At 71.4% G+C, this 23,734-nt stretch carries 22 protein-coding genes; 11 read left to right on the top strand and 11 right to left on the bottom strand.

All coding sequences use genetic code 11. From position 1 onward, the window contains the following. Positions 1-11: 11 nt before the first annotated feature. The 5 genes from DES41_RS00215 to DES41_RS00195 all read left to right on the top strand — a co-directional run bounded on the left by DES41_RS00215 (position 12) and on the right by DES41_RS00195 (position 7,659). A complete protein-coding gene (locus DES41_RS00215) occupies positions 12-1,001 on the top strand; it encodes an amidohydrolase family protein (RefSeq protein ID WP_114464846.1) in 990 nt (329 codons plus the stop codon). A gap of 3 nt (positions 1,002-1,004) precedes the next feature. Continuing rightward, the gene (locus tag DES41_RS00210; RefSeq protein WP_114464844.1) at positions 1,005-2,000 is read left to right on the top strand and encodes a DODA-type extradiol aromatic ring-opening family dioxygenase; all 996 of its coding nucleotides are present in this window, start codon (positions 1,005-1,007) and stop codon (positions 1,998-2,000) included. 30 nt (positions 2,001-2,030) lie between these two features. Further along, positions 2,031-3,341: an aromatic ring-hydroxylating oxygenase subunit alpha gene (locus DES41_RS00205; RefSeq protein ID WP_114464842.1), complete on the top strand. Its 1,311-nt coding sequence runs from the start codon at positions 2,031-2,033 to the stop codon at positions 3,339-3,341. Between the two features lie 30 nt (positions 3,342-3,371). After that, positions 3,372-4,367 (top strand): Bug family tripartite tricarboxylate transporter substrate binding protein, encoded by a 996-nt coding sequence (locus DES41_RS00200; RefSeq protein WP_114464840.1) that lies wholly within the window; start codon positions 3,372-3,374, stop codon positions 4,365-4,367. A 136-nt stretch (positions 4,368-4,503) separates the two neighbouring features. Further along, positions 4,504-7,659: a bifunctional diguanylate cyclase/phosphodiesterase gene (locus tag DES41_RS00195; RefSeq protein WP_114464838.1), complete on the top strand. Its 3,156-nt coding sequence runs from the start codon at positions 4,504-4,506 to the stop codon at positions 7,657-7,659. A gap of 4 nt (positions 7,660-7,663) precedes the next feature. Here DES41_RS00195 and DES41_RS00190 read toward each other — a convergent pair whose 3' ends face one another. The 4 genes from DES41_RS00190 to DES41_RS00175 are packed head-to-tail and all read right to left on the bottom strand — an operon-like array spanning position 7,664 to position 11,312. Beyond that, the gene (locus tag DES41_RS00190; protein ID WP_114464836.1) at positions 7,664-8,416 is read right to left on the bottom strand and encodes an enoyl-CoA hydratase/isomerase family protein; all 753 of its coding nucleotides are present in this window, start codon (positions 8,414-8,416) and stop codon (positions 7,664-7,666) included. Continuing rightward, a complete protein-coding gene (locus DES41_RS00185) occupies positions 8,413-9,369 on the bottom strand; it encodes a Bug family tripartite tricarboxylate transporter substrate binding protein (RefSeq protein WP_114464834.1) in 957 nt (318 codons plus the stop codon). Before DES41_RS00185 ends, DES41_RS00190 begins: the two co-directional genes overlap by 4 nt. A 27-nt stretch (positions 9,370-9,396) precedes the next feature. Beyond that, a complete protein-coding gene (locus DES41_RS00180; RefSeq protein WP_170168052.1) occupies positions 9,397-10,533 on the bottom strand; it encodes a CaiB/BaiF CoA transferase family protein in 1,137 nt (378 codons plus the stop codon). A 2-nt stretch (positions 10,534-10,535) separates the two neighbouring features. Next, positions 10,536-11,312, bottom strand: a complete 777-nt coding sequence (locus DES41_RS00175; RefSeq protein ID WP_114464830.1) for an enoyl-CoA hydratase-related protein — start codon at positions 11,310-11,312, stop codon at positions 10,536-10,538. A gap of 100 nt (positions 11,313-11,412) precedes the next feature. On the opposite strand from DES41_RS00175, the gene DES41_RS00170 reads away from it, so the two are divergent. After that, positions 11,413-12,228 carry an IclR family transcriptional regulator gene (locus tag DES41_RS00170; RefSeq protein ID WP_114466753.1) on the top strand — a complete coding sequence of 272 codons (816 nt, stop codon included), beginning with the start codon at positions 11,413-11,415 and terminating at the stop codon, positions 12,226-12,228. Here DES41_RS00170 and DES41_RS39505 read toward each other — a convergent pair whose 3' ends face one another. Next, on the bottom strand, positions 12,229-12,351 hold the full coding sequence (locus tag DES41_RS39505; RefSeq protein ID WP_281277150.1) for a hypothetical protein: 123 nt from the start codon (positions 12,349-12,351) through the stop codon (positions 12,229-12,231). Next, positions 12,348-13,580: an MFS transporter gene (locus tag DES41_RS00165; protein WP_114464828.1), complete on the bottom strand. Its 1,233-nt coding sequence runs from the start codon at positions 13,578-13,580 to the stop codon at positions 12,348-12,350. The genes DES41_RS39505 and DES41_RS00165 overlap by 4 nt, the downstream gene beginning before the upstream one ends. A 107-nt stretch (positions 13,581-13,687) precedes the next feature. Between DES41_RS00165 and DES41_RS00160 the strand changes: the two genes are divergently transcribed. Continuing rightward, positions 13,688-14,611 carry a LysR family transcriptional regulator gene (locus tag DES41_RS00160; RefSeq protein ID WP_114464826.1) on the top strand — a complete coding sequence of 308 codons (924 nt, stop codon included), beginning with the start codon at positions 13,688-13,690 and terminating at the stop codon, positions 14,609-14,611. On the opposite strand, the gene DES41_RS00155 is transcribed toward DES41_RS00160, so the two are convergent. The 4 genes from DES41_RS00155 to DES41_RS00140 all read right to left on the bottom strand — a co-directional run bounded on the left by DES41_RS00155 (position 14,598) and on the right by DES41_RS00140 (position 17,034). Continuing rightward, positions 14,598-14,879: a DUF2917 domain-containing protein gene (locus DES41_RS00155; protein ID WP_170168051.1), complete on the bottom strand. Its 282-nt coding sequence runs from the start codon at positions 14,877-14,879 to the stop codon at positions 14,598-14,600. The two genes, DES41_RS00160 and DES41_RS00155, sit on opposite strands and share 14 nt — an antisense overlap. A gap of 248 nt (positions 14,880-15,127) precedes the next feature. Continuing rightward, a complete protein-coding gene (locus DES41_RS00150; RefSeq protein ID WP_114464822.1) occupies positions 15,128-15,382 on the bottom strand; it encodes a hypothetical protein in 255 nt (84 codons plus the stop codon). 69 nt (positions 15,383-15,451) lie between these two features. Continuing rightward, a complete protein-coding gene (locus DES41_RS00145) occupies positions 15,452-15,766 on the bottom strand; it encodes a hypothetical protein (protein ID WP_114464820.1) in 315 nt (104 codons plus the stop codon). Further along, the gene (locus DES41_RS00140) at positions 15,763-17,034 is read right to left on the bottom strand and encodes a DEAD/DEAH box helicase (protein WP_114464818.1); all 1,272 of its coding nucleotides are present in this window, start codon (positions 17,032-17,034) and stop codon (positions 15,763-15,765) included. Before DES41_RS00140 ends, DES41_RS00145 begins: the two co-directional genes overlap by 4 nt. Positions 17,035-17,186: 152 nt before the next feature. Here DES41_RS00140 and DES41_RS00135 point away from each other — a divergent pair, with 152 nt between their 5' ends. From DES41_RS00135 to ggt, 3 genes are all read left to right on the top strand, one after another. Then, entirely contained in the window at positions 17,187-18,221 is a 1,035-nt protein-coding gene (locus DES41_RS00135) for an isocitrate/isopropylmalate dehydrogenase family protein (RefSeq protein ID WP_114464816.1), read from the top strand. Further along, a complete protein-coding gene (locus DES41_RS00130; RefSeq protein ID WP_114464814.1) occupies positions 18,218-18,880 on the top strand; it encodes a YceH family protein in 663 nt (220 codons plus the stop codon). The genes DES41_RS00135 and DES41_RS00130 overlap by 4 nt, the downstream gene beginning before the upstream one ends. Positions 18,881-18,982: 102 nt before the next feature. Beyond that, positions 18,983-20,710, top strand: coding sequence for a gamma-glutamyltransferase (gene ggt, locus DES41_RS00125; RefSeq protein WP_114464812.1), 1,728 nt, complete (start codon positions 18,983-18,985; stop codon positions 20,708-20,710). 1 nt (position 20,711) lies between these two features. On the opposite strand, the gene DES41_RS00120 is transcribed toward ggt, so the two are convergent. Beyond that, complete coding sequence (locus DES41_RS00120) at positions 20,712-21,896, bottom strand: patatin-like phospholipase family protein (protein WP_114464810.1); 1,185 nt, start codon at positions 21,894-21,896, stop codon at positions 20,712-20,714. Positions 21,897-22,020: 124 nt separating this feature from the next. On the opposite strand from DES41_RS00120, the gene DES41_RS00115 reads away from it, so the two are divergent. Further along, positions 22,021-23,727 (top strand): long-chain fatty acid--CoA ligase, encoded by a 1,707-nt coding sequence (locus tag DES41_RS00115; protein WP_114464808.1) that lies wholly within the window; start codon positions 22,021-22,023, stop codon positions 23,725-23,727. Positions 23,728-23,734: the final 7 nt, after the last annotated feature.

The following is a 23,734-nucleotide window of genomic DNA, read 5'->3' as shown; positions in this document are numbered from 1 at the left end:
AGACCCCACCCATGATCATCGACTCCCACGCCCACGTCGTCGTCCCGCCCGAGAGCTACAAGTACATGGCCGAACTCGTGGCCAGCCGCGCGAATCCTGCGGCCGCGCCCAAGCTGACCGACGAGGCCGTGCGCACCGCCGGCCAGACCATCATCGACATCATGGACAAGGTCGGCACCGACATCCAGTTCCTGTCGCCGCGGCCCTACATGCAGATGCACTCGGTCAAGCCGGCCAAGGTCACCGCGCTGTGGACCCAGCACATGAACGACCTGGTCTACCGCACGGTGCAGATGTTCCCCACGCGCTTTCGCGCCGTGGCCGGCCTGCCGCAGTACCGCGACGAGAGCCCCGAGAACTGCCTGGCGGAGCTGGAGTTCCGCGTGAAGGAGCAGGGCTTCATCGGCTGCCTGCTGAACCCGGATCCGACCGAAGGCGACGCATCGCCGCCGCCCGGCCTGGGCGATGCGTTCTGGCATCCGCTGTACGAGAAGCTCTGCGCGCTCGACATCCCGGCGCTGATCCACTCGGCCGGCAGCTGCCAGCCGCGCGAGAGCTACACGCTCAAGTTCATCAACGAGGAGAGCATCGCCATCGTCTCCCTCATGAACTCGCCGGTGTTCGAGAAGTTCCCGAACCTGAAGCTCATCGTGCCGCATGGCGGCGGCGCCATTCCGTACCACATGGGGCGCTTCCGGGCCTGGAGCGTGCGCAAGGGCGGCCCCTCCTTCGACGACCAACTCAAGCGCCTGCACTTCGACACCACCACCTACGACCAGGACGCGCTGGAGCTGCTGTTCAAGGTGGTCGGCCCCGACCGCGTGCTGTTCGCCACCGAGAACCCGGGCACCGGCAGCGCCATCGACCCGAAGACCGGCCGCGCCTACGACGATCTGAAGCCCGTGATCGAGGCCATCCCTTTCCTGACGGATGCGGACCGGCGCAACATCTTCGAGTGCAACTGCACCAAGCTGTACAGCCGCTTCCGCAAGGATGCCTGAGCCATGGCACAGATCGTTCTGGGCATCGGCGCCTCGCACACGCCGCTGCTGACCCTCACGGCCGAGCAGTGGCAGCACCGCGCGGCGGCGGACTACGCCAACACGCAGCTCAACATGAGCGACGGCCGGCTGCTGCGCTATGACGAGGTGTTGGCCGAACTCGGCCCGCGCAGTGCCGAGCAGATCAGCCCGGAGATCCTGGCGGCCAAGGAGCGTGCCTGCCATGCCGCGCTGGATCGGCTGGGCGACGCGCTGGCCAATGCCGCGCCCGACGTAGTGATCATCGTGGGCGACGACCAGCGCGAGCTGTTCGGCCCGGCCAACCAGCCGGCCATCGCGATCTTCCACGGCGACGAGATTGCTACCAGCGACAAGTTCGGCGACGAGGACGGCGCCGAGTGGGTCAAGGCCATGGGCCGCGGCTACCTGATGGACGACACGCACGTGGTGCCGGGCGCGGGCGCCTTCGCGCTGGAGCTGATCCGCGGGCTGATCGATGCGGAGTTCGACATTGCCACCTGCGCGCGCGTGGACGATCCCAAGGTGGCCGGCTTCGGCCACGCCTACGGCTTCATCGTCAAGCGGCTGTTCCAGGGCCGCGCGATCCCGGTGGTGCCTGTGCTGCTGAACACCTACTACGGCCCCAACGTGCCGAGCCCGACGCGCTGCTGGAAGCTGGGCCGCGCGCTGCGCCAGGTGATCGAGGCCAGCCCTGGCAAGCAGCGCGTGGCGGTGGTGGCTTCTGGCGGCCTCAGCCACTTCGTCGTCGACGAGGTGCTCGACCGCGGCGTGCTCGACGCGATGGCGCGTGGCGACGAAGAGGCGCTCGCCGCCATCCCGCGAGGTGCGCTCAATTCCGGATCGTCCGAGATCCTGAACTGGATCGTCGCGGCTGGCGCGGCCGGCGGCCTGCCGCTGCGCTGGCACGACTACCAGCCGCTGTACCGCACGCCGGCCGGCACCGGCGTGGGCGCGGCCTTCGCCATCTGGGGCGCTTGAAACAGAAGTGAAGAAGGAAAGGAGACCACGATGTTGAGCGAAGAAAAGAACCGCTTGCTGACCCAGGTCGGCTCGGGCAAGCCCATGGGCGAGCTGCTGCGCCGCTACTGGATGCCGATCGCCGGCGTGTCGGAGTTCGACCAGCGCAGCACCAAGCCCGTGCGCCTGCTCGGCGAAGACCTGGTGCTCTACAAGGACCTCAGCGGTGCCTTCGGCCTGGTGGACCGCCGCTGCGCGCACCGCCGCGCCGACCTGGCCTACGGCATGGTCGAGCACCACGGCCTGCGCTGCAACTACCACGGCTGGTGCTTCAACCAGACCGGCCAGTGCGTGAGCCAGCCCTTCGAGGACACCTGCTTTCCCGAGCGCAACGCCAAGGAGCGCGTGCGCATCAAGGCCTACCCGGTCGAAGCCAAGGGCGGCATGCTGTGGACCTACATGGGCCCGCAGCCCGCGCCGCTGCTGCCCGACTGGGAGGCCTTCTCGTGGCCCGACGGCTTCGCCCAGGTGGTGATCTCCGAGGTGCCGTGCAACTGGTTCCAGTGCCAGGAGAACTCCATCGACCCGGTGCACTTCGAGTGGATGCACGAGAACTGGGGCAAGCGCCTGCGCACGGGCGACACCGCGCTCGGCCCCACGCACCTGAAGCTGGAATTCGACGAGTTCGAGCACGGCTTCGTCTACCGCCGCATCAAGGAAGACACCGACGAGAAGGACGACGCGTGGACCATCGGCCGCGTCTGCCTGTGGCCCAACGGCTTCTTCCTGGGCGAGCACTTCGAATGGCGCGTGCCCATCGACGACGAGAACACGCTCAGCGTGACCTGGAAGTACACGCGCGTGCCCCAGGGCCGCGAGCCTTATGTGCAGGAGCGCATCCCCACCTGGTACGGCCCGCTGACGGACGCCGACGGCCAATGGATCGACACCCACGTGATGAACCAGGACTTCCTGGCCTGGGTGGGGCAAGGCACGATCGCCGACCGCACGCAGGAGCACCTGGGCGCCAGCGACCGCGGCATCGTGGCGATCCGCCGCCGCTTCTTCGAGGAGATGGAGGCCATCGCGGCCGGGGCCGAGGCCAAGGGCACGATCCGCGACCCGGCCCGCAACATGCGCGTGGCGCTGCCGATGATGGACCGCGCGCAGACGCTGGAGGGCTACACGGTCGAGCAGATCCTGGCCAGCCCGCGCATGAAGCTGTTCTACACCACCTACATCTTCCAGGCCGGCCAGCCCGAGGATGTGCAGCGCGCGTTCTCGCAGGCCATGGGCATCGAGGTCGGCGAATTCGACGGCGTGATCGGCTCGCGCGGCGCGGCCGCCAAGCCCGCAGCCTGACACCACCACAACGACAACGAGGAGACAGACATGCAGACCACACACCGCCATCTCTCGCGCCGGCAACTGCTGGCCGCCGGCGCCGGTCTGGCCGCGCTCGACGCCACCGGCGCGCAGGCCCAGACCGCCGACTTCCCGAACCGGCCCATCCGCATCGTGCTGCCGTTCCCGCCCGGCACTGTCAACGATGCCGTGCTGCGCCTGGTGGGCGAGGGCCTGACGCAACGCTGGAAGCAGCCCATCGTGATCGACAACCGCCCGGGCGCCAGCTCGATCATCGGCACCGACCTGGTGGCCAAGTCGGCGCCCGACGGCTACACGCTGCTGGCCAACATTACGCTGGTGGTGCAGAACCCGGCGCTGCGCAAGAAGCTGCCCTACGCCTTCAACGAACTGCGCGCCGTGACGCAGTTCAACCGCCAGCAGTTGCCGGTGTTCGTGCGCGCCGACCTGCCGGTGCAGAGCGTCACGCAGCTGCTGGAACTGGCGCGCGCCCAGCCCGGCAAGATCAATTTCGCGACCTGGGGCCTGGGCTCTACCGCGCACCTGCTGCAGGAGAAGATGCGCGTGGACAACGGCGCGCCCATGACGCATGTGCCCTACAAGGGCGGCGCCGACATCATCAAGGCGCTGCTGTCGGGCGAGGCCGACGTGGCCGTGGCCGACCTGCTGAGCCCGGACGCGCATTTCAAGTCGGGCAAGCTGCGGGTGATCGGCGTCACCGGGCCGGTGCGCCTGCCCAACATGCCGAACGTGCAGACGTTGCAGGAGGCCGGCGTGACCGGCTTCGACGGCTACAACTGGCTGGGCCTGTTCGCGCCGGCGCGCACGCCCGATGCCGTCGTGCGCAGGATCGCCGAGGACATCAACGCCGTGCAGGCCGATCCGTCGCTCACACGCCGCTTCATGGAGGAGATGTATGTGACCCCGTCTGCCACCACGCCCGAACAGTTCGCCCAGATCGTCGACCGCGACCTGCAGACCTGGACATCGGTGATACGCCGCGTTGGGATCACGCTGGACTGACCGGGAGGAAGGTGTTGCCGCCATGAAACTGGCGCGTGGTTTGCACGTATGTTTTCTGTGATTCGATCACATATGATGCAGATAGCTCGGTAGCCAGACCCACCCGTTCGTGGAAAGGGGCTCGGGCGCAGGCAGCATGACGACACCTAGCCCATCCGAGCCCGATCGCCGCACCGCGCCACAGGCCGCAGGGCTGTGGCTGCGTCCTGCGCTGGCTGCGGGGCTGACCAGCGCGGCATTGGCGCTGGTTCCCTGGCTCTACGTCCAGCACCGCCACAGCGACACGGAGCTGGCGCTGCGCGCGCTGGTGGCCCACGAGGCCGACAGCGCCGTGTCCAATGTGCAGACCCAGCTGCGCTCCTTCGAGCTCGTGATGCGCGGCGTCAAGGGCTTCTTCGAGGGCTCGGACGAGGTCGATGCCGCCGAGTTCCGGGCCTTCGTGGATTCGCTGGCGCTGCAGCGCACAGCCCCGGGGCTGCAGGGCGTGGGCTTCGTCGCCCACCTGCGCGGCGCCGCCGTGCCGCGCCATGCCGCCGCGGCCGCCTTCGATGCCTCCGGCCTCGTGCTGCGCCCGCCCGGGCAGCGCGAGGCCTACGCCCCCATCCTGTTCATGGAGCCGCCCACGCGCAACAACCGGAGCGCGCTGGGCCTGGACGTGCTGACCGTGCCCATGGCCCGTGCGGCGGTGGAGCAGTCCATCGCCACCGGTGCGCTGGCGCTGACGGGCAAGCTGCAGCTGGTGCAGGACGTGGGCGGCGGACCGGAACCCGGCTTCGTGATGTACCTGCCGGTCTACATGCCGCAAGCCCATGGGCCCGGCCAGGAACCGCAGAGCCTGGGGCCCGTGGGCTGGGCCGATGCGCCGTTCCGGCTGCGCGATCTGCTGGCGCCCGTCGCCGCGGACCTCATGCCCGGCCTGCACCTGCAGGTGTTCGATGGCGAGCAGGCGTCCGAAGCCAACCACCTGTTCGGCCTGCTCGACGGCCAGCCAGCGCCGTTCGACGGCGCCCCCGCCACGGCCTTTGCCGTGCACCGGGTCGCCAGCTTCGGCGGGCGCAACTGGACCTACGTGCTGACGCCGACGGCGGCCTTCATCGCGCAGCACAGCGCCAGCGACCACCGGGGGCTGGCGCTCACCGGCCTGCTGCTGAGCCTGTCGGCCGGCGTCATCGTGTTCCTGCTGCTGAACGCGCGCAACCGAGCGCAGCGGCTCGCGCTCCAGATGAGCGGGGAAGCGCGGGCGCTGTCGGTGGAGATCGCCGGCACGCTCAATGCCATCCCCGACCTGCTGGTCGAGATGGACGGCGAGGGCCGCTACCTTGCCTTGCGCGCACGCCGCCTGGACGGATTGATCGCGCCGCCCGAGCAGATCATCGGGCGAACCGCGCACGACTTGCTACCGCCCGCCGCGGCCGCCACCGTGCTGCAGGCGCTGGCGCTGGCGCGCGACCATGGGCGCAGCGCCGGCCTGCGCCTGGAGGTGGAGATCAAGGGCCAGCCGCGCTGGTTCGAACTGTCGGTGGCCTGCAAGACCGAGCATGCCGATCCGGCGCAGGCCCGCTTCATCGTGCTCTCGCGCGACATCACCTCGCGCATGCGCATCTTGCAGGCCCTGCAGGAGAACGAACGCGTGCTGCTGGAGGCGCAGCGCGTTGCGGCCCTGGGCCATTTCCGGGTCGATCGCTCGGACCGGGCCTGCCATCTGTCGCCGGCTTGCGCGCGGCTGCTGGGCCTGCCGCCGACCGAGCGGCTGGCGTTCGACCGCTTCCTCGCCTGCGTCGACGCGCGCCAGCGCCAGCGTGTCGAGTCGCTGTGCCTGGGCGAGGCTGCGCCCGTGGCGCTGGAGTACGAGTTCCGCCTGGCGCAGGGCGACGGCGCCGTGCCACGCTGGCTGCTGCTGAGCACGCCCGGTGCCACCGAGGACGGGGCCGAGCGCTTCTTCACGCTGCAGGACATCAGCTCGCGGCGCACCTCGCAGGAGCAGCTGCACCGGCTGGCCTACTACGACCAGCTCACCGGTCTGCCGAACCGCAGCCTGTTCGTGAAGGAGGCCACGCAGCTGCTGGCGGCGGCCCAGGCCCGGGGCATGGTGGGTGCCGCCATCCTGCTGGACCTGGACCGCTTCAAGGCCATCAACGACAACTGGGGCCACCGCAGCGGCGATGCCGTGCTGCGCGAGGTGGCGCAGCGCTTGCGCGACTGCGTGCCCGCCGAGCACCTGGTGGCGCGCCTGCACGCCGACGAGTTCATCGTGCTGCTGGACGCGCTGGGCGACGACGAGGAGGAAGCCCAGCGGCTGGCGCAGGACCGCTGCCGCAGCGTGCTGCGCATGCTGGCCGTGCCGTCCCAGGTCGGCGGGCGCGAGCTGTACTGCTCGGCCAGCATGGGCATCGCGGTGTTCGGCCGCGAGGCGCTCACGCTGGAGGAGTTGCTGGCGCGCGCCGATTCGGCCATGGAGCTGGCCAAGCACGACGGGCGCAGCACCTTCCGCCTGTTCGACGAAGGCCTGCGCAACAGCGTGGCCGAGCGCGCGCAGCTGGAAGCCGCGCTGCGCCAGGCCGTGCCGCGCAACGAACTGCGGCTGCTGTACCAGCCGCAGATCGACGCCGACGACGCGCTGGTGGGCGCCGAGGCGCTGTGCCGCTGGACCCATCCCGAGCGCGGGCCGGTGTCGCCGGCGGTCTTCATCGCGCTGGCCGAGGACAGCGGCAGCATCTACGCCCTGGGCGAATGGGTGCTGCGCACGGCCTGCCGCGAGCTGGCCGGCTGGCGCCCCGGCACGCCGCTGGGCCAGGCGGTGATGGCCGTCAACGTCAGCGCGCGCCAGTTCCACCACCCGGACTTCGTCAGCCAGGTGCTGGACGCGCTGCACAGCACCGACGCCGATCCGGCGCGGCTCAAGCTGGAGCTCACCGAGAGCGTGGTCGCGCGCGACCTGGACGCCATCGTGAACAAGATGGGCGCGCTCAAGTCGCTGGGCGTGCGCTTCTCGCTGGACGACTTCGGCACCGGCTATTCCTCGCTCTCCTACCTCAAGCGGCTGCCGCTGGACCAGCTCAAGATCGACCAGTCCTTCGTGCGCGACCTGCTGGCCGACCCGAACGACGCGGCCATCGTGCGCACCGTCATCGCGCTGGGCGCGAGCCTGGGCCTGGACGTCGTGGCCGAGGGCGTGGAGACCGCCGAGCAGCGCGCCGTGCTGCTGGCCGCCGGCTGCCACATCTACCAGGGCTACCTGTTCGCACCGCCGCTGCCGGCGGAGGGCCTGCTGGCGCTGGCCGGCCGCTCCTGAAGGCTCAGCGGCCCTCGAAGCGCGGCAGCCGCCGCTCCGCCATCGCGCGCACGCCTTCGCGGAAGTCGGCCGTCGCGTAGTGGGCCTGCTGCATGGCGCGCTCGTGCCGGTTGAGCTGCTCGATGGCGTCTGCCAGGCCGCGGCGCAGCGTGGCGCGCGTGCTGGTCACCGCCAGCGGCGCCGACGCGGCGATCTCGGCCGCCAGCGCCAGAGCGCCGGCGCGCACCTGGTCCTCGGCCACCAGCTGGTCGACGAGCCCGATGCGCAGCGCCTCCTCGCCGCCGATGCGCCGGCCCGTGTACAGCAGCAGGCTGGCCTGCTGCGGGCCGACCAGGCGTGGCAGCGTCGCGCTGAGGCCAAACCCGGGGTGAAAGCCCAGCCGGTTGAAGTTGGCCGAGAAGCGCGCCTGCGCGCAGCTGACGCGGAAGTCGGCCGCCACGGCCAGGCCCAGGCCCGCGCCGATGGCCGCACCCTGCACCGCCGCCACCACGGGCTTGGCGGTGCGGAACAGGCGCATGGCCTGCACATAGAAGGCGGCAGGGTCCTGCGCGCCGCTGCTGAAATCGGCACCGGCGCAGAACACGCGGCCCTCGGCCGCCAGCACGCTGCAGCGCACGGCCGGGTCGGCGTCCAGCCGCTCCAGCAGGTCGGCCAGTTCGCGCAGCATCTCCAGGCTGGCGTGGTTGTGGGGCGGGCGGCGGATCTCCAGCAAAGCCACATGTGCGTGGCCGCAGTCCAGTCGGGCGATGTCCGTCATTGCACTTCGATCTTCGCGATGTCCACGTACTGCTTCCACTTCGCGCGCTCCTCGCGCTCGAAGGCCGCCAGCTCGGCCAGGCCCACGCTGGCCGGCGTGAACGCGAAGCCCTCCAGCCGCGCCCTGATCGGGTCGGTCGTCACGGCCTCGTTGATCCAGGCGTTGAGCTGCTGCTGCACGGCCAGCGGCGTGGCGGCCGGCACGGCGATGCCCAGGAAGCCGCCGCGGATCGTGAAGTTGGGAATGCTCTCGGCGACCAGCGGCAGATCGGGGTAGCGCTTGAGGCGCGCGTCGCTGTGCACGGCCAGCGCACGCAGCTGGCCCGAGGCGACGAAGGAGTCGCCCTGCACGGTGTCGGTGAACACCACCTGGATCTGGCCCGCCATGAGTTCGGACATCGCCTGGCCCACCTGTTTGTAGGGGATGGCCGTGAGCGCGATGCCGGCCTCGTGTGCGAACAGCGCGGCCGTGACCTTGGAGGTGGCGTTGAAGTGCCCGTAGTTGAGCTTGCCGGGCGCCGCCTTGGCCGCGCGGACGAAGTCCTGCAGCGTCTTGTAGGGCGCGTCCGGGCGCACCAGCAGGTAGGTCGAGCCCGGGCCGAAGGAGCCCACCAGGCGGAAGTCCTTGCCGGGGTCGTAGGGCAGCTTGTGGAACAGCGCCGGGTTGGCCAGGTGCGTGGAGGTGGTGGCCAGCAGCAGCACCGAGCCGTCGGCCGGCGCGGTGCGGGCCGCCTCCACGCCGATGATGCCGTTGCCGCCGGGCTTGTTGTCCACGACCACGGCGCGGCCCGTCTTCTTCGTGAGGAACTCCGACAGCATGCGCGCGGAGATGTCGCCCGAGCCGCCGGGGCCGAAGGGCACGATGATCTGGATCGGCTTGTCCTGCGCCCGGGTGGGCAGCGCCGCGGCCAGCGGCAGCGCCGCCAGGCCCCGGAGCCAATGTCTTCTGTCCATGCTGGTGTCTCCTTGTCGTGGGTGGGATCAGCCCCGCAGGTCCTGCGTGTGCTCGCCGAGTTCGGGTGCGCGGCCGCGCACCGGCGGGCGCTCGCCGTCGAAGGACAGCGGCAGGCCGACCACGCGCAGGTCGACCTCGGGGATGTTCTGGAAGATGCCGATCGCCTCGGTCTGCGGCTGCGCCATCACCTGGGCGAAGTCCTGGATCGGCCCGCACGGGATGCCCGCACCTTCGAGCGCGGCGATCCAGTCGGCGGTGGAGCGCTGGCGGAACAGCGCCTCCAGCTGCGGCACCAGTTCGGCCTTGTGCTCCACGCGCAGCGCATTGCTGGCGTAGCGCGGGTCGCTGGCCCATTCCGCGCGGCCGACCAGGCGCGCCAGCTTGGCGAACAGCCGGTCGTTGGCAGCCGCCACCACCAGCTCGCCATCGGCCGTTGGCAGCGCCTGGAACACCACCACGTTGGGGTTGCCGCTGCGGTGCCGCGCGGGCTGCTGGCCGGTGGCCTGGAAGCCCGCCATCGCCACCTGCAGCCAGCCCAGTGCCGTCTCGAACAGCGAGGTGTCGACCACGCAGCCCTTGCCGCTGGTGCTGCGCTGGAACAGCGCCGCGATGCAGCCCAGCGCGGCCCAGATGCCGCTGCCCAGGTCGAGCACCTGCATGCCCACGCGCGCCGGCGGCCCGTTCTCGGCGCCGTTGATGCTGAACAGGCCCGCATAGGCCTGCACCATGGGCTCGTAGCCTGGCGCGAGCTGCTTGGGGCCCTTGTGGCCGAAGGCCGTCAGGGAGCAGTACACCAGCCGCGGGTTGGCCGCGCAGAGCACGTCGGGCCCCAGCTGCAGCTCGGCCAGCGCGCCCGGGCGCATGTTCTGCACGAACACATCGGCCTCGGCGATGAAGCCGTGCAGCCATTGCAGGTCGGCCGGATCCTTGAGGTCCAGCGTGACGCTCTTCTTCCCGTGGTTCATCGCCTGGAAGGTGGTGGCCGTGCCGCGCCAGAACGGCGGGCCCCAGCCGCGCGCGTCGTCGCCCGTGCCGGGCCGCTCCACCTTGACCACGTCGGCACCCAGGGCCGAGAGGATCTCGCCGGCGTAGGGGCCGGCGATGTTCTGCGCGACCTCGACCACGCGGATGCCCTTGAGCGGTTGTGCTGCGGATCGGTCCATGCTCATCTCCCTGTGAAGCGGGGCGCGCGCTTCTCGATGAAGTGCTGCACGCCCTCGCGAAAATCCTCGGTGCCGCGGCAGGCGGCGATCTCGCGGTCGGCCACGTCGGTGGCTTCCAGCAGCGTCTGTGACCGCGCTTCGCGCAGCTGGCGCTTCATGGTGCGCACCGCGCGCGGCGATGTCGCGTTCGCCAGATCGCGTGCGCGTTCCAGGACGGCCTCGAGGAAGCCCTCGGCCGGCAGCTGGTGTGCCAGCCCCATGCGCTCGGCTTCGTCTGCCAGCAGCGTGCGCCCGCTCAGCAGCAGGTCGGCCGCATGCATGGGGCCCACGAGCCGCGGCAGCAGCCAGGCGATGCCATGCTCGGCAACCAGCCCGCGCCGTGCGTAGGGGGCGGTGAGCTTGGCGCCTGCGGCCACGAAGCGCAGGTCGCAGTACAGCGCCAGGCACAGGCCCACGCCGGCCGCCGCGCCGTTGATGGCGGCCACGAGCGGCTTGTCGATGCGGTCCATGAAGGCGTAGCGCCGGCCTTCGGCCAGCGGGCCGCTGCGCTGCTGGCCATCGCCCTGGCGCAGCACCTCCATGTCCATGCCGGCGCAGAAGGCGCGGCCCGCGCCGGTCAGCACGATGCAGCGCACGTCCTCGTCCTGTTCGGCCAGGGCCAGCGCCTGGCGCAGCTCGGTCTCCAGCAGCGGTGTCCAGGCGTTCATGCGCTCGGGCCGCTGGAAACGCAGCACGGCGACGCGCTCGGCCACGCCGTAGTGCAACTCCTTGAAGTCCATCCCTTGTCTCCGTTGTCGTCGGGTCGGCCGCAGTATTGGGGTGCAGAAGGCCTGCGGCAAGAACCCAATTTCGTTCTCCGAAATTGCGAGAATCGTGCGCATGGCCTCCGAACCTTCCACCCGCAGCCGCACGCGTGCCTCGGGCAGCTTCGTGCGCAGCACGCCGGGCAGCCATTCGTTGGAGCGCGGCCTGGCCCTGCTGCGCGCCTTCCGGCTCGGCGGGCGCACCTTGGGCAATGCCGAACTGGCCGAGCGCAGCGGCCTGCCGCGCCCGACCGTGAGCCGGCTCACGCGCTCGCTGGTGGAGGCGGGGTTCCTGGCCTACGACCACCAGCAGCAGGGCTACCGGCTGGGCGCCGTGTGCCTCACGCTGGCGCTGGTGTTCCGCGCGTCCGAGCGCGCGCTGGAGGTGGCGCTGCCGCTGATGCGTTCGCTGGCCGAGGGGCGGCGCGTCAATGTCGGCCTGGCCATGGCCGACCAGCTGGAGATGGTCTACCTCGACTCGGTGCGGCTGAGCCGGCTCGGCATGTTCCGGCGCATCGTGCCGGGCTCGCGCATCCCGATCGCCAGCACCGCGCTGGGCTGCGCCTTCCTGGCCGGCCTCGGCGCGGCCGACCGCAAGGCGCTGCTGGCGCGCCTGCGCCAGGCCCACGGCAGCGGCTGGCCGGCGCAGCAGCGCAGTGTGGATGCGGCGCTGGCCTGCGTGCGCGCACAGGGGTTTTGCCGCGCGCAGTGGCAGGCCGGCATGGTCTCCGTGGCTGCGCCGCTGCGCACGCCCGGCGGCGACCTGTACGCGCTCAACGTGAGCTTTCCGGTGCCCGCGGCATCCACGCAGGAGGACGACGGCAACCATGTCGACCTATTGCTGCGCCTGGCCGCCGACATCCAGGCGGCGTGGGCTGCGGCAGACCTGTGATCAACCGCCGCACAGCGCGGCCAGCGTGAGCCAGGCCTGGGCCAGCGCAGGGTCACGCCAGGCCGGTGCCATCGCCGCGCAGGCGGCCGCCAGCGCCAGTGCCCAGAGCGCCTGGGCCTTCATGCGGCGGCCGCCCGCAGCAGCGGCCGTTCGTCGATGGGCCAGTGCAGCGCCGCGGCCAGCACGCCCAGGCCCATCGCCGCCAGCCAGACCGGCTCGTAGGAGCCTGTGGCCTGGAACACCAGGCCGCCGAGCCAGACGCCGAGGAAGCCGCCGATCTGGTGGCCCAGGAAGACGAAGCCGAACAAGGTGCCGAGGTAGCGCACGCCGAACACCTGGGCCACGATGCCGTTGGTCAGCGGCAGCGTGCCCAGCCAGAGCAGGCCCATCGCGGCTGCGAAGGCGTACAGGCTGGCGCTGGACAGCGGCGCCAGCAGGAACAGCGCCATGGCGGCGCTGCGCGCGAGGTAGACGCCGGCCAGCAGGCGCTTTCGGCTCCAGCGCGCACCGAGCAGGCCGGCGGCGTAGGTGCCGGCCACGTTGGTCAGGGCGATGATGGCCAGCGCCGCCACGCCATCGGCGGGGCGCAGGCCGCGGTCCAGCAGGTAGGCGGGCAGGTGGCCGGCGATGAAGGCCAGCTGGAAGCCGCAGGCCCCAAAGCCCAGGTTCAGCAGCCAGAAGCCCGGCTGGGCGAAGGCTTCGCGCACGGCGCGGCCCAGCGGCAGGGCCTCGCCCGGCGCGCCAGCCGCCGCCTGGCGGTCGTTCAGCGGCCAGGCCAGTGGCAGCAGCAGTGCGGCGGTGACCGACAGCACGCCCAGCGCGGTCGCCCAGCCCCAGCCCGCGATGAGGCCCTGCGCCCCGGGCACCAGCGCGAACTGCCCGATGCCGCCGACCGCGCCGGCGAGGCCCAGGGCCCAGCCGCGCCGCTGCGGCGCCACCAGGCGGCTCAGCGCCGCGTAGACCACGCCGAAGGCCGTGCCCGACAGCGCGATGCCGATGCACACCCCCGACGCCAGCACCAGCGCCATGGCGTTGGGTGCCCAGGCCATGCCGGCCAGGCCGAGCGCGTAGAGCAGCAGCCCCACCGCCACCACGCGGGTGGCGCCGAAGCGATCGGCCAGCATGCCCGTGAAAGGCTGGGCCAGGCCCCAGACAAGGTTCTGCACGGCCAGCGCCAGCGCAAAGGTTTCGCGCGTCCAGCCGCGGTCCTGCGTCATGGGCAGCATGAACAGGCCCTGCACATGGCGCACGCCGAGGGCGAGCCCCATGACGAGGCCGCCGGCCAGCACCAGCACCCAGGCCTGGGTCCACCAGGCGCTGCGCTTGCAAGGAATCGAGGAGAGGGGTTGCATGGGCACGATTGAACGCGGCGCACCGCATCCGCACAATGGATGATTTGGTGCGCCAGCCATGCGCGGGGTGCATGGCTGCCAGGGCCGCAGCGCGACACAATGGCGCGATGTCCATCCCGCTCGTGCGCCTGTCGTCCCTGGATCTGCTGAGGGGCTTCGTCGCGGTCGGCCGGCGCCTGAGCATCACGCAGGCTGCCGACGACCTGTGCCTGACGCAGTCGGCCGTGAGCCGGCAGGTGCACCAGCTGGAGGAGCAGCTGGGCTGCAGGCTGTTCGTGCGCCAGCACCGCGGTGTGGCCTTCACAGCCGAAGGCGAGCGCCTGTTCCGCAGTGCCGACGGTGCCCTGCAGCAGCTGCAGGACGTGATGGGCGAGCTGCGCCGCAGCGAGGAGCGCCGGCCCGTCACCGTCACGGCCAGCGTGGGCGTGGTCGGCCTGTGGCTGCTGCCGCGGCTCGCGGCGCTGCAGCACCTGCATACCGGGCTGGACGTGCGGCTGTCGGCGAGCAACCAGTTGAGCGACCTGCGCGCCGATGGCATCGACCTTGCGCTGCGCTACTGCAGCGCGGCCGATGCGCCGGCCGACGCGCAGCGCCTGTTCGGCGAGACGCTGGCGCCGGTGGCGCATCCGCGGCTGGTGGAAGAGGCGGCGCGCGACCCCGGCGCGCTGGCGCGCATGGCCTTGCTGGAGCTGGACGACCCGCGGCCCTGGCTGCAGTGGCGCGGCTGGCCGCTGGCCAAGAGCGGGGCGCGCGGGCGCGCGCAGCCCGCCATGCTGCGGCTGAACCAGTACGACCAGGTGATCCACGCCGCGCTGGCGGGGCAGGGCGTGGCGCTGGGCCGGCTGGAGCTGCTGCAGCCGCTGCTGGCGGGCGGCCAGCTGGCGCTGCTGGCCGGTCCGCACGGCCCGCGGCCCAGCCCCTATGCGTTCTGGCTGCTGCAGGCCGATGCAGCGCCGCGCGCCGATGTGCAGCGCGTGAGCGAATGGATCCGTGCCGAGGCCGCCGGCACGGCGGCGCTCAGCGCCAGCTGAACACGCCCCGCCGTGCGCGGCCGGGCGTGGGCAGTTCCACGCTGCAGCGCACGGCCCTGCCGCTGCTGCGCAGGTGCGTGAGGAAGTGCGGCCCGGCGTGCGCGACACGGTGCCGCTGGCCGGGCTGCAGCACGATGTGGGGGCTGGCACCCGCATCGGCTGGCGTCTCGCGCGTCAGCCACAGCTGGCCTGCGTGGCAGTGCAGCACCGTGCCGGCGGGCAGGTGCAGGCGGCGGCAGGCCTCGTCCAGTTGAAGTTCGTGGGGCATGGCGTTCTCCGGTGGCGCCTGCAGTGTGCGGCGCCACGCGCTGCCGCGGCATGCAAAGACGGGCGCAGAACCATGCGGCTCGCGCATGCCTGGGCGGCGGCACCGCGGTTGGAGCCACGGCCGGCCATGCGCCGGCCGGGCCAGGCGCCGGAATCGCCGAGGCCATCGTCTGGCTGCTGCCGGACAAGGCCTCCCCTGTCACGGGCAGCGTGCCGAAGGTGGCCGGCGGCCTGTCGCCGTGCGGATGCTCAGTCGGGCGTGAAGCGCGCCTCGAAGCGCGCGGCGTCGGCCTGCAGCTCGAAGGTGACGAGCTGGCCGTTCTTGCCATCGGCGAGCCGGTGCGCGGCGAACAGGCTCCAGCGGCCCTGCGGGTCGTAGCTGGGCGGGTCCACCAGCGCGTACATGTGGGGCACGAAAACCTCGTGCGCGAAGACCTGGCGCTCACGGTTGCGCGGCGAGGGGTAGAGCTTGTAGAGGGGGGTGTTGATGGTCTGTGCGGCCATGTCGGCTCCTGGATGCGGCGGCCTTGCGTGTGCGCGGCAACGGTCAGGCCGCGATGTTAGGCGAGTGCGTCAGGCCAATGCGTCGCCGAACCGGCTCTGGAACGCGGCGCAGAACGCCGCCGATCCGGCCAGCGACAGGCTGAACACCTGGCGCGGCGCGCCGCTGCCGTCGGCTTCCTCGCTGCGCTGCAGTTCGGCATGCCAGTCGCCGCCGTCCTCCACGGGCACTGGTGCGCCGAAATGGGCGCTGGCCCAGTCCAGCACGGCGGCGATCTCGGCCTCCACGGCGGCCGCCTGCGCGGGCCGCACCGCGGCCATGGCCTCGAAGAGGCCGGTGTCGTCGCCGCCCTCGCTGTGCTCGAACAGCAGGAACTGCAGGTTCATGGCTTGGTGCCCGCTGCCGCGGCCGCTGCGGCGCGCAGCTTGTCCTTCTTGCTGGGCCGCCGGCCCTTGATGCCGCCCTGCGGATCGGACACCACGGCCGGTGCCGCTTCCTTCGCCTCGAACCCCGGCACCTGTTCGCGCGGCACGTCCAGGCCCTGGCGCTTCTCGATGAGCTGGAAATGCGCCTCGGCCGCGGCCGGCACGAAGCTCAGCGCCACGCCGCTGGCGCCCGCACGGCCGGTGCGGCCGATGCGGTGCACGTGTTCGGTGGGCGAGCGCGCGAGATCGAAGTTGACGACGGCCGGCAGCTGCACGATGTCGATGCCGCGCGCGGCGAGGTCGGTCGCCACCATCACCTGCACGCGGGCGGCCTTGAAGTCGGCCAGCACCTGGCTGCGCTTGCCCTGGCTCAGCTGGCCGTGCAGCGGTTCGGCCGACAGGCCGGCCTTGCGCAGCTTGTTGGCCACGGTCTCGCAGGCCAGCTTGGTGGCCACGAACACCAGCACCTGGGGCCAGCCCTCCTGTGCGATCAGGTGGCGCAGCAGCTGCGTGCGCCGGCCGGTGTCGACCACGATGGCGCGCTGGGCGATGTCGGGCAGGGCGGCCAGCTGCGCCGGGGCCTGCACCTGGGCCGGCTCGCGCAGCAGCGCGTCGGCCAGCGCCTGCACGTCCGGCGGGAAGGTGGCGGAGAACAGCAGCGTCTGGCGCTCGGCGGGCAGCCGGCGCAGCAGCTGCTGCAGTTCGTCGGCGAAGCCCAGGTCGAGCAGGCGGTCGGCCTCGTCGAGCACCAGGGCCTGCAGGCCGTCCAGGCGCAGCGCATTGCGCGCGGCCAGGTCCAGCGCACGGCCCGGCGTGGCGACGACGATGTCGGCGCCGCCGCGCAGGGCCAGCATCTGCGGGTTGATGGAGACGCCGCCGATGGCGCGCACCAGGCGCGGCACATCGGGCAGCTCGGCGGCCAGGGCCTGCACCTGCTCGGCCACCTGGGTGGCCAGCTCGCGCGTGGGCACCAGCACCAGCGTGTGCAGGCGGCGCGGCTGCTGGCGCGGCGACGCGCTCCAGCGCTGCAGCAGCGGCAGCACGAAGGCGGCGGTCTTGCCCGAGCCGGTGGGGGCGCTGGCGCGCAGGTCGCGGCCCTGCAGGAGCAGCGGGATGGCTGCGGCCTGCACGGGCGTGGGCTGGTCGTAGCCCTGCGCGGCAGCGGCATGCGCCAGCGCGGGCAGCAGGCCCAGGGCGGAAAACGGCGGGGCCGGATCGGATTCGTTCATGCGGGAAGGGCGCTGCGCGCAAGGAGGGTCGACGCGGGGGCCGGCGCGGCAGTGTACGTGGGCGGCCCCCGCGCCCGTTGCGGTCTTGGAATCCGTGGATGGCCGCGGGTATGCTGCGCGCGCAAGTTTCACGACGCGACAGGATTGCCACCATGACCACGCCCATTCCCGCCACCCTGATCCCCGGAGACGGCATCGGCCCGGAGATCGTCGACGCCACGCTGGCCGCGCTCGATGCGCTGGGCGCACCCTTCGCCTGGGACCGCCAGGTCGCCGGCCTGGGCGGTGTGCAGGCCGCCGGCGACCCGCTGCCCCAGGCCACGCTGGACAGCATCCGCCGCACGCGGCTGGCGCTCAAGGGGCCGCTGGAGACGCCCTCGGGCGGCGGCTACCGCTCCTCCAACGTGCGGCTGCGCGAGGAGTTCCAGCTGTACGCCAACCTGCGCCCGGCGCGCACCGTGATCCCGGGCGGGCGGTTCGACAAGATCGACCTGCTGGTGGTGCGCGAGAACCTGGAAGGCCTGTACATCGGCCACGAACACTATGTGCAGATCGACGACGACCCGCACGCGGTGGCCATGGCCACCGGCATCAACACGCGCGCCGGCAGCCGCCGCATCCTCGAATACGCGTTCGACACGGCGATTGCCACCGGCCGCAAGAAGGTCACGCTGGTGCACAAGGCGAACATCATGAAGGCGCTGACCGGCATCTTCCTGGAGACCGGCGAGCAGCTCTATGCCGAGCGCTACCAGGGCAAGTTCCAGCTGGAAACCGTGATCGTCGATGCCTGCGCGATGAAGCTGGTGCTGAACCCCTGGCAGTTCGACATGCTGGTGACGACCAACCTGTTCGGCGACATCCTGTCCGACCTGGTGGCAGGCCTGGTCGGCGGCCTCGGCATGGCCCCAGGTGCCAACATCGGCAAGGACGCGGCGATCTTCGAGGCCGTCCACGGCTCGGCGCCCGACATCGCGGGCAAGGGCATCGCCAACCCGGTGGCCATCATGCTGGCGGCCGCGCTGATGTTGGAGCACGTCAAGTTGCCGGACCTGGCACGCCGGCTGCGCCAGGCCATCGACGAGACCCTGAACGTGGACCAGGTGCGCACCGGCGACCTGGGCGGCAAGGCCGGCACGGCGCAGTTCACGCAGGCCCTGGTGGCGCGCATCAAGGCATCTGCATGACGGTGCCGATCCTGTCGCTGGCCGAGGCCCGCGTGCTGGGCGTGCTGATCGAGAAGCAGCGCACCGTGCCCGACACCTATCCGCTGACGCTGAACAGCCTGGTGGCCGGCTGCAACCAGAAGACCAGCCGGCATCCGGTGATGGAACTGAGCGACGCCCAGGTGCAGGATGCGCTGTCCGCGCTGCGGGGCATGGCCTTCATCAACGAGACCAGCGGCGGCCGCGCCATGCGCTACGCCCACAACGCCGACGGCGTGCTGCGCATTCCCTCGCAATCGCAGGCCCTGCTGGCGGTGCTGTTGCTGCGCGGCCCGCAGACGGCGGGCGAGCTGCGCATCGCCAGCGAGCGCATGCACAACTTTGCCGACATCTCCTCGGTCGAGGCCTTCCTCGACGAGCTGGCCGAGCGCCCGGCCGGCGCGCTCGTGGCGCGGCTGGGGCGCCTGCCCGGTGCCCGGGAGAACCGCTGGATGCACCTGTTGTCGGGCCCGGCACCCGAGGGTGCGGCCGCTGTGGACCAGCTTGCATCGGCCGCAGATCCGGCCGGCGAGGTGCCGGCGCTGCGCGCCCAGGTGCAGCGGCTGGACGCTGAGGTGGCCGCGCTCAAGGCCACGGTGGCGCGGCTGTGCACGGAGCTGGGCATCGCGCAGGACGCCTGACCCACCGCGCAGATGTAACTCCTGTTGAGCGCCTGCGGCACACGCCGAAAGCGCAGCAGAATCACGGTCCCGCACCGTATGCAATACAACAGGAGACTCTCGATGCGTTGGACTTTTTCCCTCAGCGTGTGTGCCGCCGGTTGCGCGGCCGTCTGGACCAGCGCCGCGCTGGCGGCCTCGCCGGCGCCGGTGGCGGCCGAGAACGGCATGGTGGTCTCGGCCCAGCACCTGGCGACCCGGGTGGGCGTGGACGTGCTCAAGGACGGCGGCAACGCCATCGACGCCGCGGTGGCCGTGGGCTACGCGCTGGCGGTGGTCTATCCCGCGGCCGGCAACCTGGGCGGCGGCGGCTTCATGACCATCCGCCTGGCCGATGGCCGCAGCACCTTCCTCGATTTCCGCGAGAAGGCGCCGCTGGCCGCCACGGCCAACATGTACCTGGACAAGGACGGCAACGTCATCAAGGGCGCGAGCACGCTGGGCCACCTGGCCGTGGGCGTGCCGGGCTCGGTGTCGGGACTCGAGTACGCACGCGAGAAGTACGGCACGCAGCAGCGCGCCACGCTGATTGCACCTTCGATCAAGCTCGCACGCGAAGGCTTCGTGCTCGAACAGGGCGACATCGACCTACTGGTCACGGCCACGGCCGACTTCCGCCGCGACGCGCCCACGGCCGAGATCTTCCTGAACCGCGGCGAGCCGTTCCAAAGCGGCCAGAAGCTGGTGCAGCGCGACCTGGCCGGCACGCTGCAGGCCATCAGCGAGCGCGGTGTCGACGGCTTCTACAAGGGCCCCGTGGGCGCGGCCATCGTGGCCTCCAGCCAGGCGGGCAAGGGCATCATCACCCAGGCCGACCTGGACCAGTACAAGACGCGCGAGCTCAAGCCCGTGGAGTGCAATTACCGCGGCTACGGCATCGTCTCGGCACCGCCGCCGAGCTCGGGCGGCGTGGTGATCTGCGAGGTCCTGAACATCCTGGAGGGCTACCCGCTCAAGGACCTGGGCTGGGGTGCGGCGCAGGGCGTGCACTACCAGATCGAGGCCATGCGCCACGCCTACGTGGACCGCAACAGCTACCTGGGCGACCCGGACTTCGTCAAGAACCCGATGGAGCGGCTGCTGTCCAAGGATTACGCGGCGCGCATCCGTGCCGTGATCGCGCCCGACAAGGCGGCCGACAGCCGCGCGCTCAAGCCCGGCGTGGCGCCGCACGAGGGCAGCAACACCACGCACTACTCGATCACCGACAAATGGGGCAACGCGGTTTCCGTCACCTACACGCTGAACGACTGGTTCGGCGCCAAGGTCACCGCCGCCGGCACCGGCGTGCTGCTCAACAACGAGATGGACGACTTCACGGTCAAGGTCGGCGTGCCCAACCTGTACGGCCTGGTGCAGGGCGAGGCCAATGCGATTGCGCCCGGCAAGCGGCCGCTGTCGTCCATGAGCCCGACCATCGTGACGGGCAAGGACGGCCAGCCCCTCATGGTGGTCGGCACGCCCGGTGGCAGCCGCATCATCACGGCCGTGCTGCACACCATCCTCAATGTGCTGGACTACGGCATGACGGTGCAGGAGGCGGTGGACGCGCCGCGCTTCCACCAGCAATGGCTGCCGGCGCCCACCAACGTCGAAAACCGCATGCTCTCTCCCGACACGCGCCGCATCCTGGAAGGCTGGGGCCACCAGTTCGCCGCGCCGCAGCCGGCCAACCACCTCGCCGTGATCCTGGTGGGCGCGCCGGCGCTGGATGGCAAGCCCGTGCCCGGCAAGCGCTACTTCGGCGCCAACGACCCTCGGCGCAACACGGGGTTGGCGGCGGGCTACTGAGTCAGGTCCAACCCAGGAACGTACGCACCTGGGCGGCCTGGGCCAGCGTGTCGGCGCGGCCCAGCGCCATGAGTTCGCCCGTGAAGCCGGCGTCGAACAGCAGGTAGCTCGCGAAGGCCGAGGACTGCGTGGCCGCATGCATGGCCGGGCCGCCGGCCGCGAACAGCCGGCGCACCACACCGGGCAGCGACTGCGCGTGGCGCGCGGCGATGGTGTCCAGCCGTTGCGAGGGCGCGATCAGCAGCAACTCCACCGGCCGCAGCGCGGTGCCGTTGCGCGCCGTGGGCGGTACCAGGGCCAGCGTCTGGTTGATGCGCTGCAGGCGCTCCACATCCACACCCAGCGCATCCAGGAAGATGCTGGACAGTGCATGGCCGGCGATCTGCGCCGCGCTGGGCCGGCCGGTGTGCAGCGTGGGGCTGCTGCCGCGCGGCTCCTGCAGCCGGCCCGCGCCCACGGCCAGGATGCGCGCGGCGCCCAGATGGATCGCAGGCGAGAGCGGTGCGGCCTGGCGCATCGAGCCATCGCCGAAGTACTCCGCCGCGTCGACGGTCCCGATCGCGGTGGCCGGAAACACGAAGGGGATCGCCGACGAGGCCAGCAGGTGCGCGTGCGCGATCGGCCCCGGCACGGCACGCCGCTGCGAGCGCAGCCACGGCTCCATGGCCACGGCCGATTGGTAGAAGGTGCAGTGGTCGCCGGCGCTGTAGCTCGAAGCGGTGACGGCCAGGGCCTGCAGGTGGCCGGCCCGCAGCAGCGCGGGCAGCCGCTCCAGCGGCACCAGGCGCTGCAGCAGTTCGGCCAGCGGCCGGTTGTCGAGCAGACTGTGCGGCTGGGCCTGGCGCCAGCGCGCCAGCAGCCGGGCCACGCCCCAGAGCATGCGCGCGCGGCCCGGGGTGTCCAGCAGGTCCAGCGCATCGGCGCGGTAGACCTGCGCGGGCCGCAGGTGCGCCCAGACCTCGGCGATGGCGGCCACGGCCGCGTCGAAGTCGTCGGTGCCGCAGGCGAGCGCCGCGGCATTGATGGCACCGGCCGAGGTGCCGACGATGATGGGAAAGGGGTTGCCCGCGTGGGCGGCCGCGCTGCCCTGGCGCAACTGCGCGAGCGCCTGCAGCACGCCGACCTGGTAGGCGGCCCGGGCGCCGCCGCCGGTCAGCACCAGCGCCGTGGGGGAGGGGTGAGCCATGGGCCCGCAGTGTAGGAGCGGGCAGCCCTGTCCCGGGCCCGACAGGCTCTAGGGGCCATCCCGGAGCGCGTGCGGCATTTTCTGGCCTACCCTCGCCTGTTTTGACCACTGCTGGCTCCTGCCCATGTCCTTGACCGCCGACCGCCCCCACCACAAGTTCTGGCCCTCGCGTGTGCCGCGTGCACTGACGGTGCCGGCCACCTCGCTGTGGCACAACCTGGCGACCAGTGCGGCGCGCTACCCGGACAAGCCAGCCCTGGTGTTCTTCGACCGCGTGACCAGCTACGGCGCATTGGCAGCGCAGGCCGAAGCCCTGGCCGGCGCCCTGGCCGCGCAGGGCGTGCAGCGGGGCGACCGCGTGGCGCTGTTCATGCAGAACTGCCCGCAACTCGTGGTGGCGCATTTCGCCATCCTGCGCGCCAACGCCGTGGTCGTGCCGATCAACCCGATGAACAAGGCCGAGGAACTCAAGCACTACCTCGTCGATGCCGACGCCAAGGTCGCCATCACCACGGGCGACCTGGCCGGCGCGCTGGCCCAGGCCAGCGACGCGCTGCCGGCGCCGCAGCGGCTCGCGCACCTGGTCGTCTCGCAGTTCACCGATGCGTTCGATGCCGCGGCGGCCGACGGCCCGGCCATGGCCACGGCCTGGCGCGACTGGCTGCTGCCGCGCCATCCGCTGCCGGCACTGGCCGGCGGCGCCGTGCACGCCTGGGACGCGCTGCTGGCGCAAGGCCTGCCCGCGCCCGAGCACACGGTGGGTGCGCACGACATGGCGCTGCTGCCCTACACCAGCGGCACCACGGGCATGCCCAAGGGCTGCGTCCACCACCACAGCAACCTCATGCACAACGTGGTGTCCAGCATGCTGTGGTCGTGCTCGAACTCTGAATCCGTGGTGCTGGCCGTGGTGCCCATGTTCCACATCACCGGCATCGTCAGCATGATGCACACGGCGATCGCATCGGGCGCCACGCTGGTGCTGATGCCGCGCTGGGACCGCGACGTGGCCGGCTACCTGATCTCGCGCTGGAAGGTCACCGCCTGGACCAACATTCCCACGATGGTGGTCGACCTGCTGGCCAGCCCCAAGCTGCCGGACTACGACCTCACAAGCCTGCAGCAGATCGGCGGCGGCGGCGCCGCCATGCCGCAGGCCATCGCCCAGCGCCTGGAGGAGCAGTACGGCCTGCGCTACCAGGAGGGCTACGGCCTGACCGAGACGGCCGCGCCCACGCACACCAACCCCTTCGAGCGGCCCAAGCAGCAGTGCCTGGGCATCCCGATCAGTTCCACCGACGCGCGCGTCATCGATCCCGACAGCCTGCAGGAGCTGCCTGCCGGGGAGTCGGGCGAGATCATCGTGCACGGCCCGCAGGTCTTCCACGGCTACTGGAAGCAACCCGAGGCCACGGCGGCGGCCTTCATCGAATTCGACGGGCGCCGCTTCTTCCGCACCGGCGACATGGGCCGCATGGACGAGGACGGCTACTTCTTCATGACCGACCGCCTGAAGCGCATGATCAATGCGAGCGGCTTCAAGGTCTGGCCGGCCGAGGTGGAGCTGCTGATGTACCGCCACCCGGCCGTGCAGGAGGCCTGCATCATCGCCACGCAGGACGCCTACCGCGGCGAGTCGGTCAAGGCCGTGGTGGTGCTGCGGCCCACGCACCGGGACACCACGGCCGAGGAGATCATCGCCTGGTGCCGCGAGAACATGGCGGCCTACAAGGTGCCGCGCCAGGTGGCTTTCGCCGATGCCTTGCCCAAGAGCGGCAGCGGCAAGGTGATGTGGCGGCTGCTGCAGGAGGCCGAAGGCCCCGCGCGCTGAGGCGGGT

This window comes from Pseudorhodoferax soli (assembly GCF_003337555.1).
GTDB classification, from domain to species: domain Bacteria; phylum Pseudomonadota; class Gammaproteobacteria; order Burkholderiales; family Burkholderiaceae_C; genus Pseudorhodoferax; species Pseudorhodoferax soli.
The sequence above is the reverse complement of the archived record's forward strand: the minus strand, read 5'-3'. Positions and strand labels throughout refer to the sequence as shown.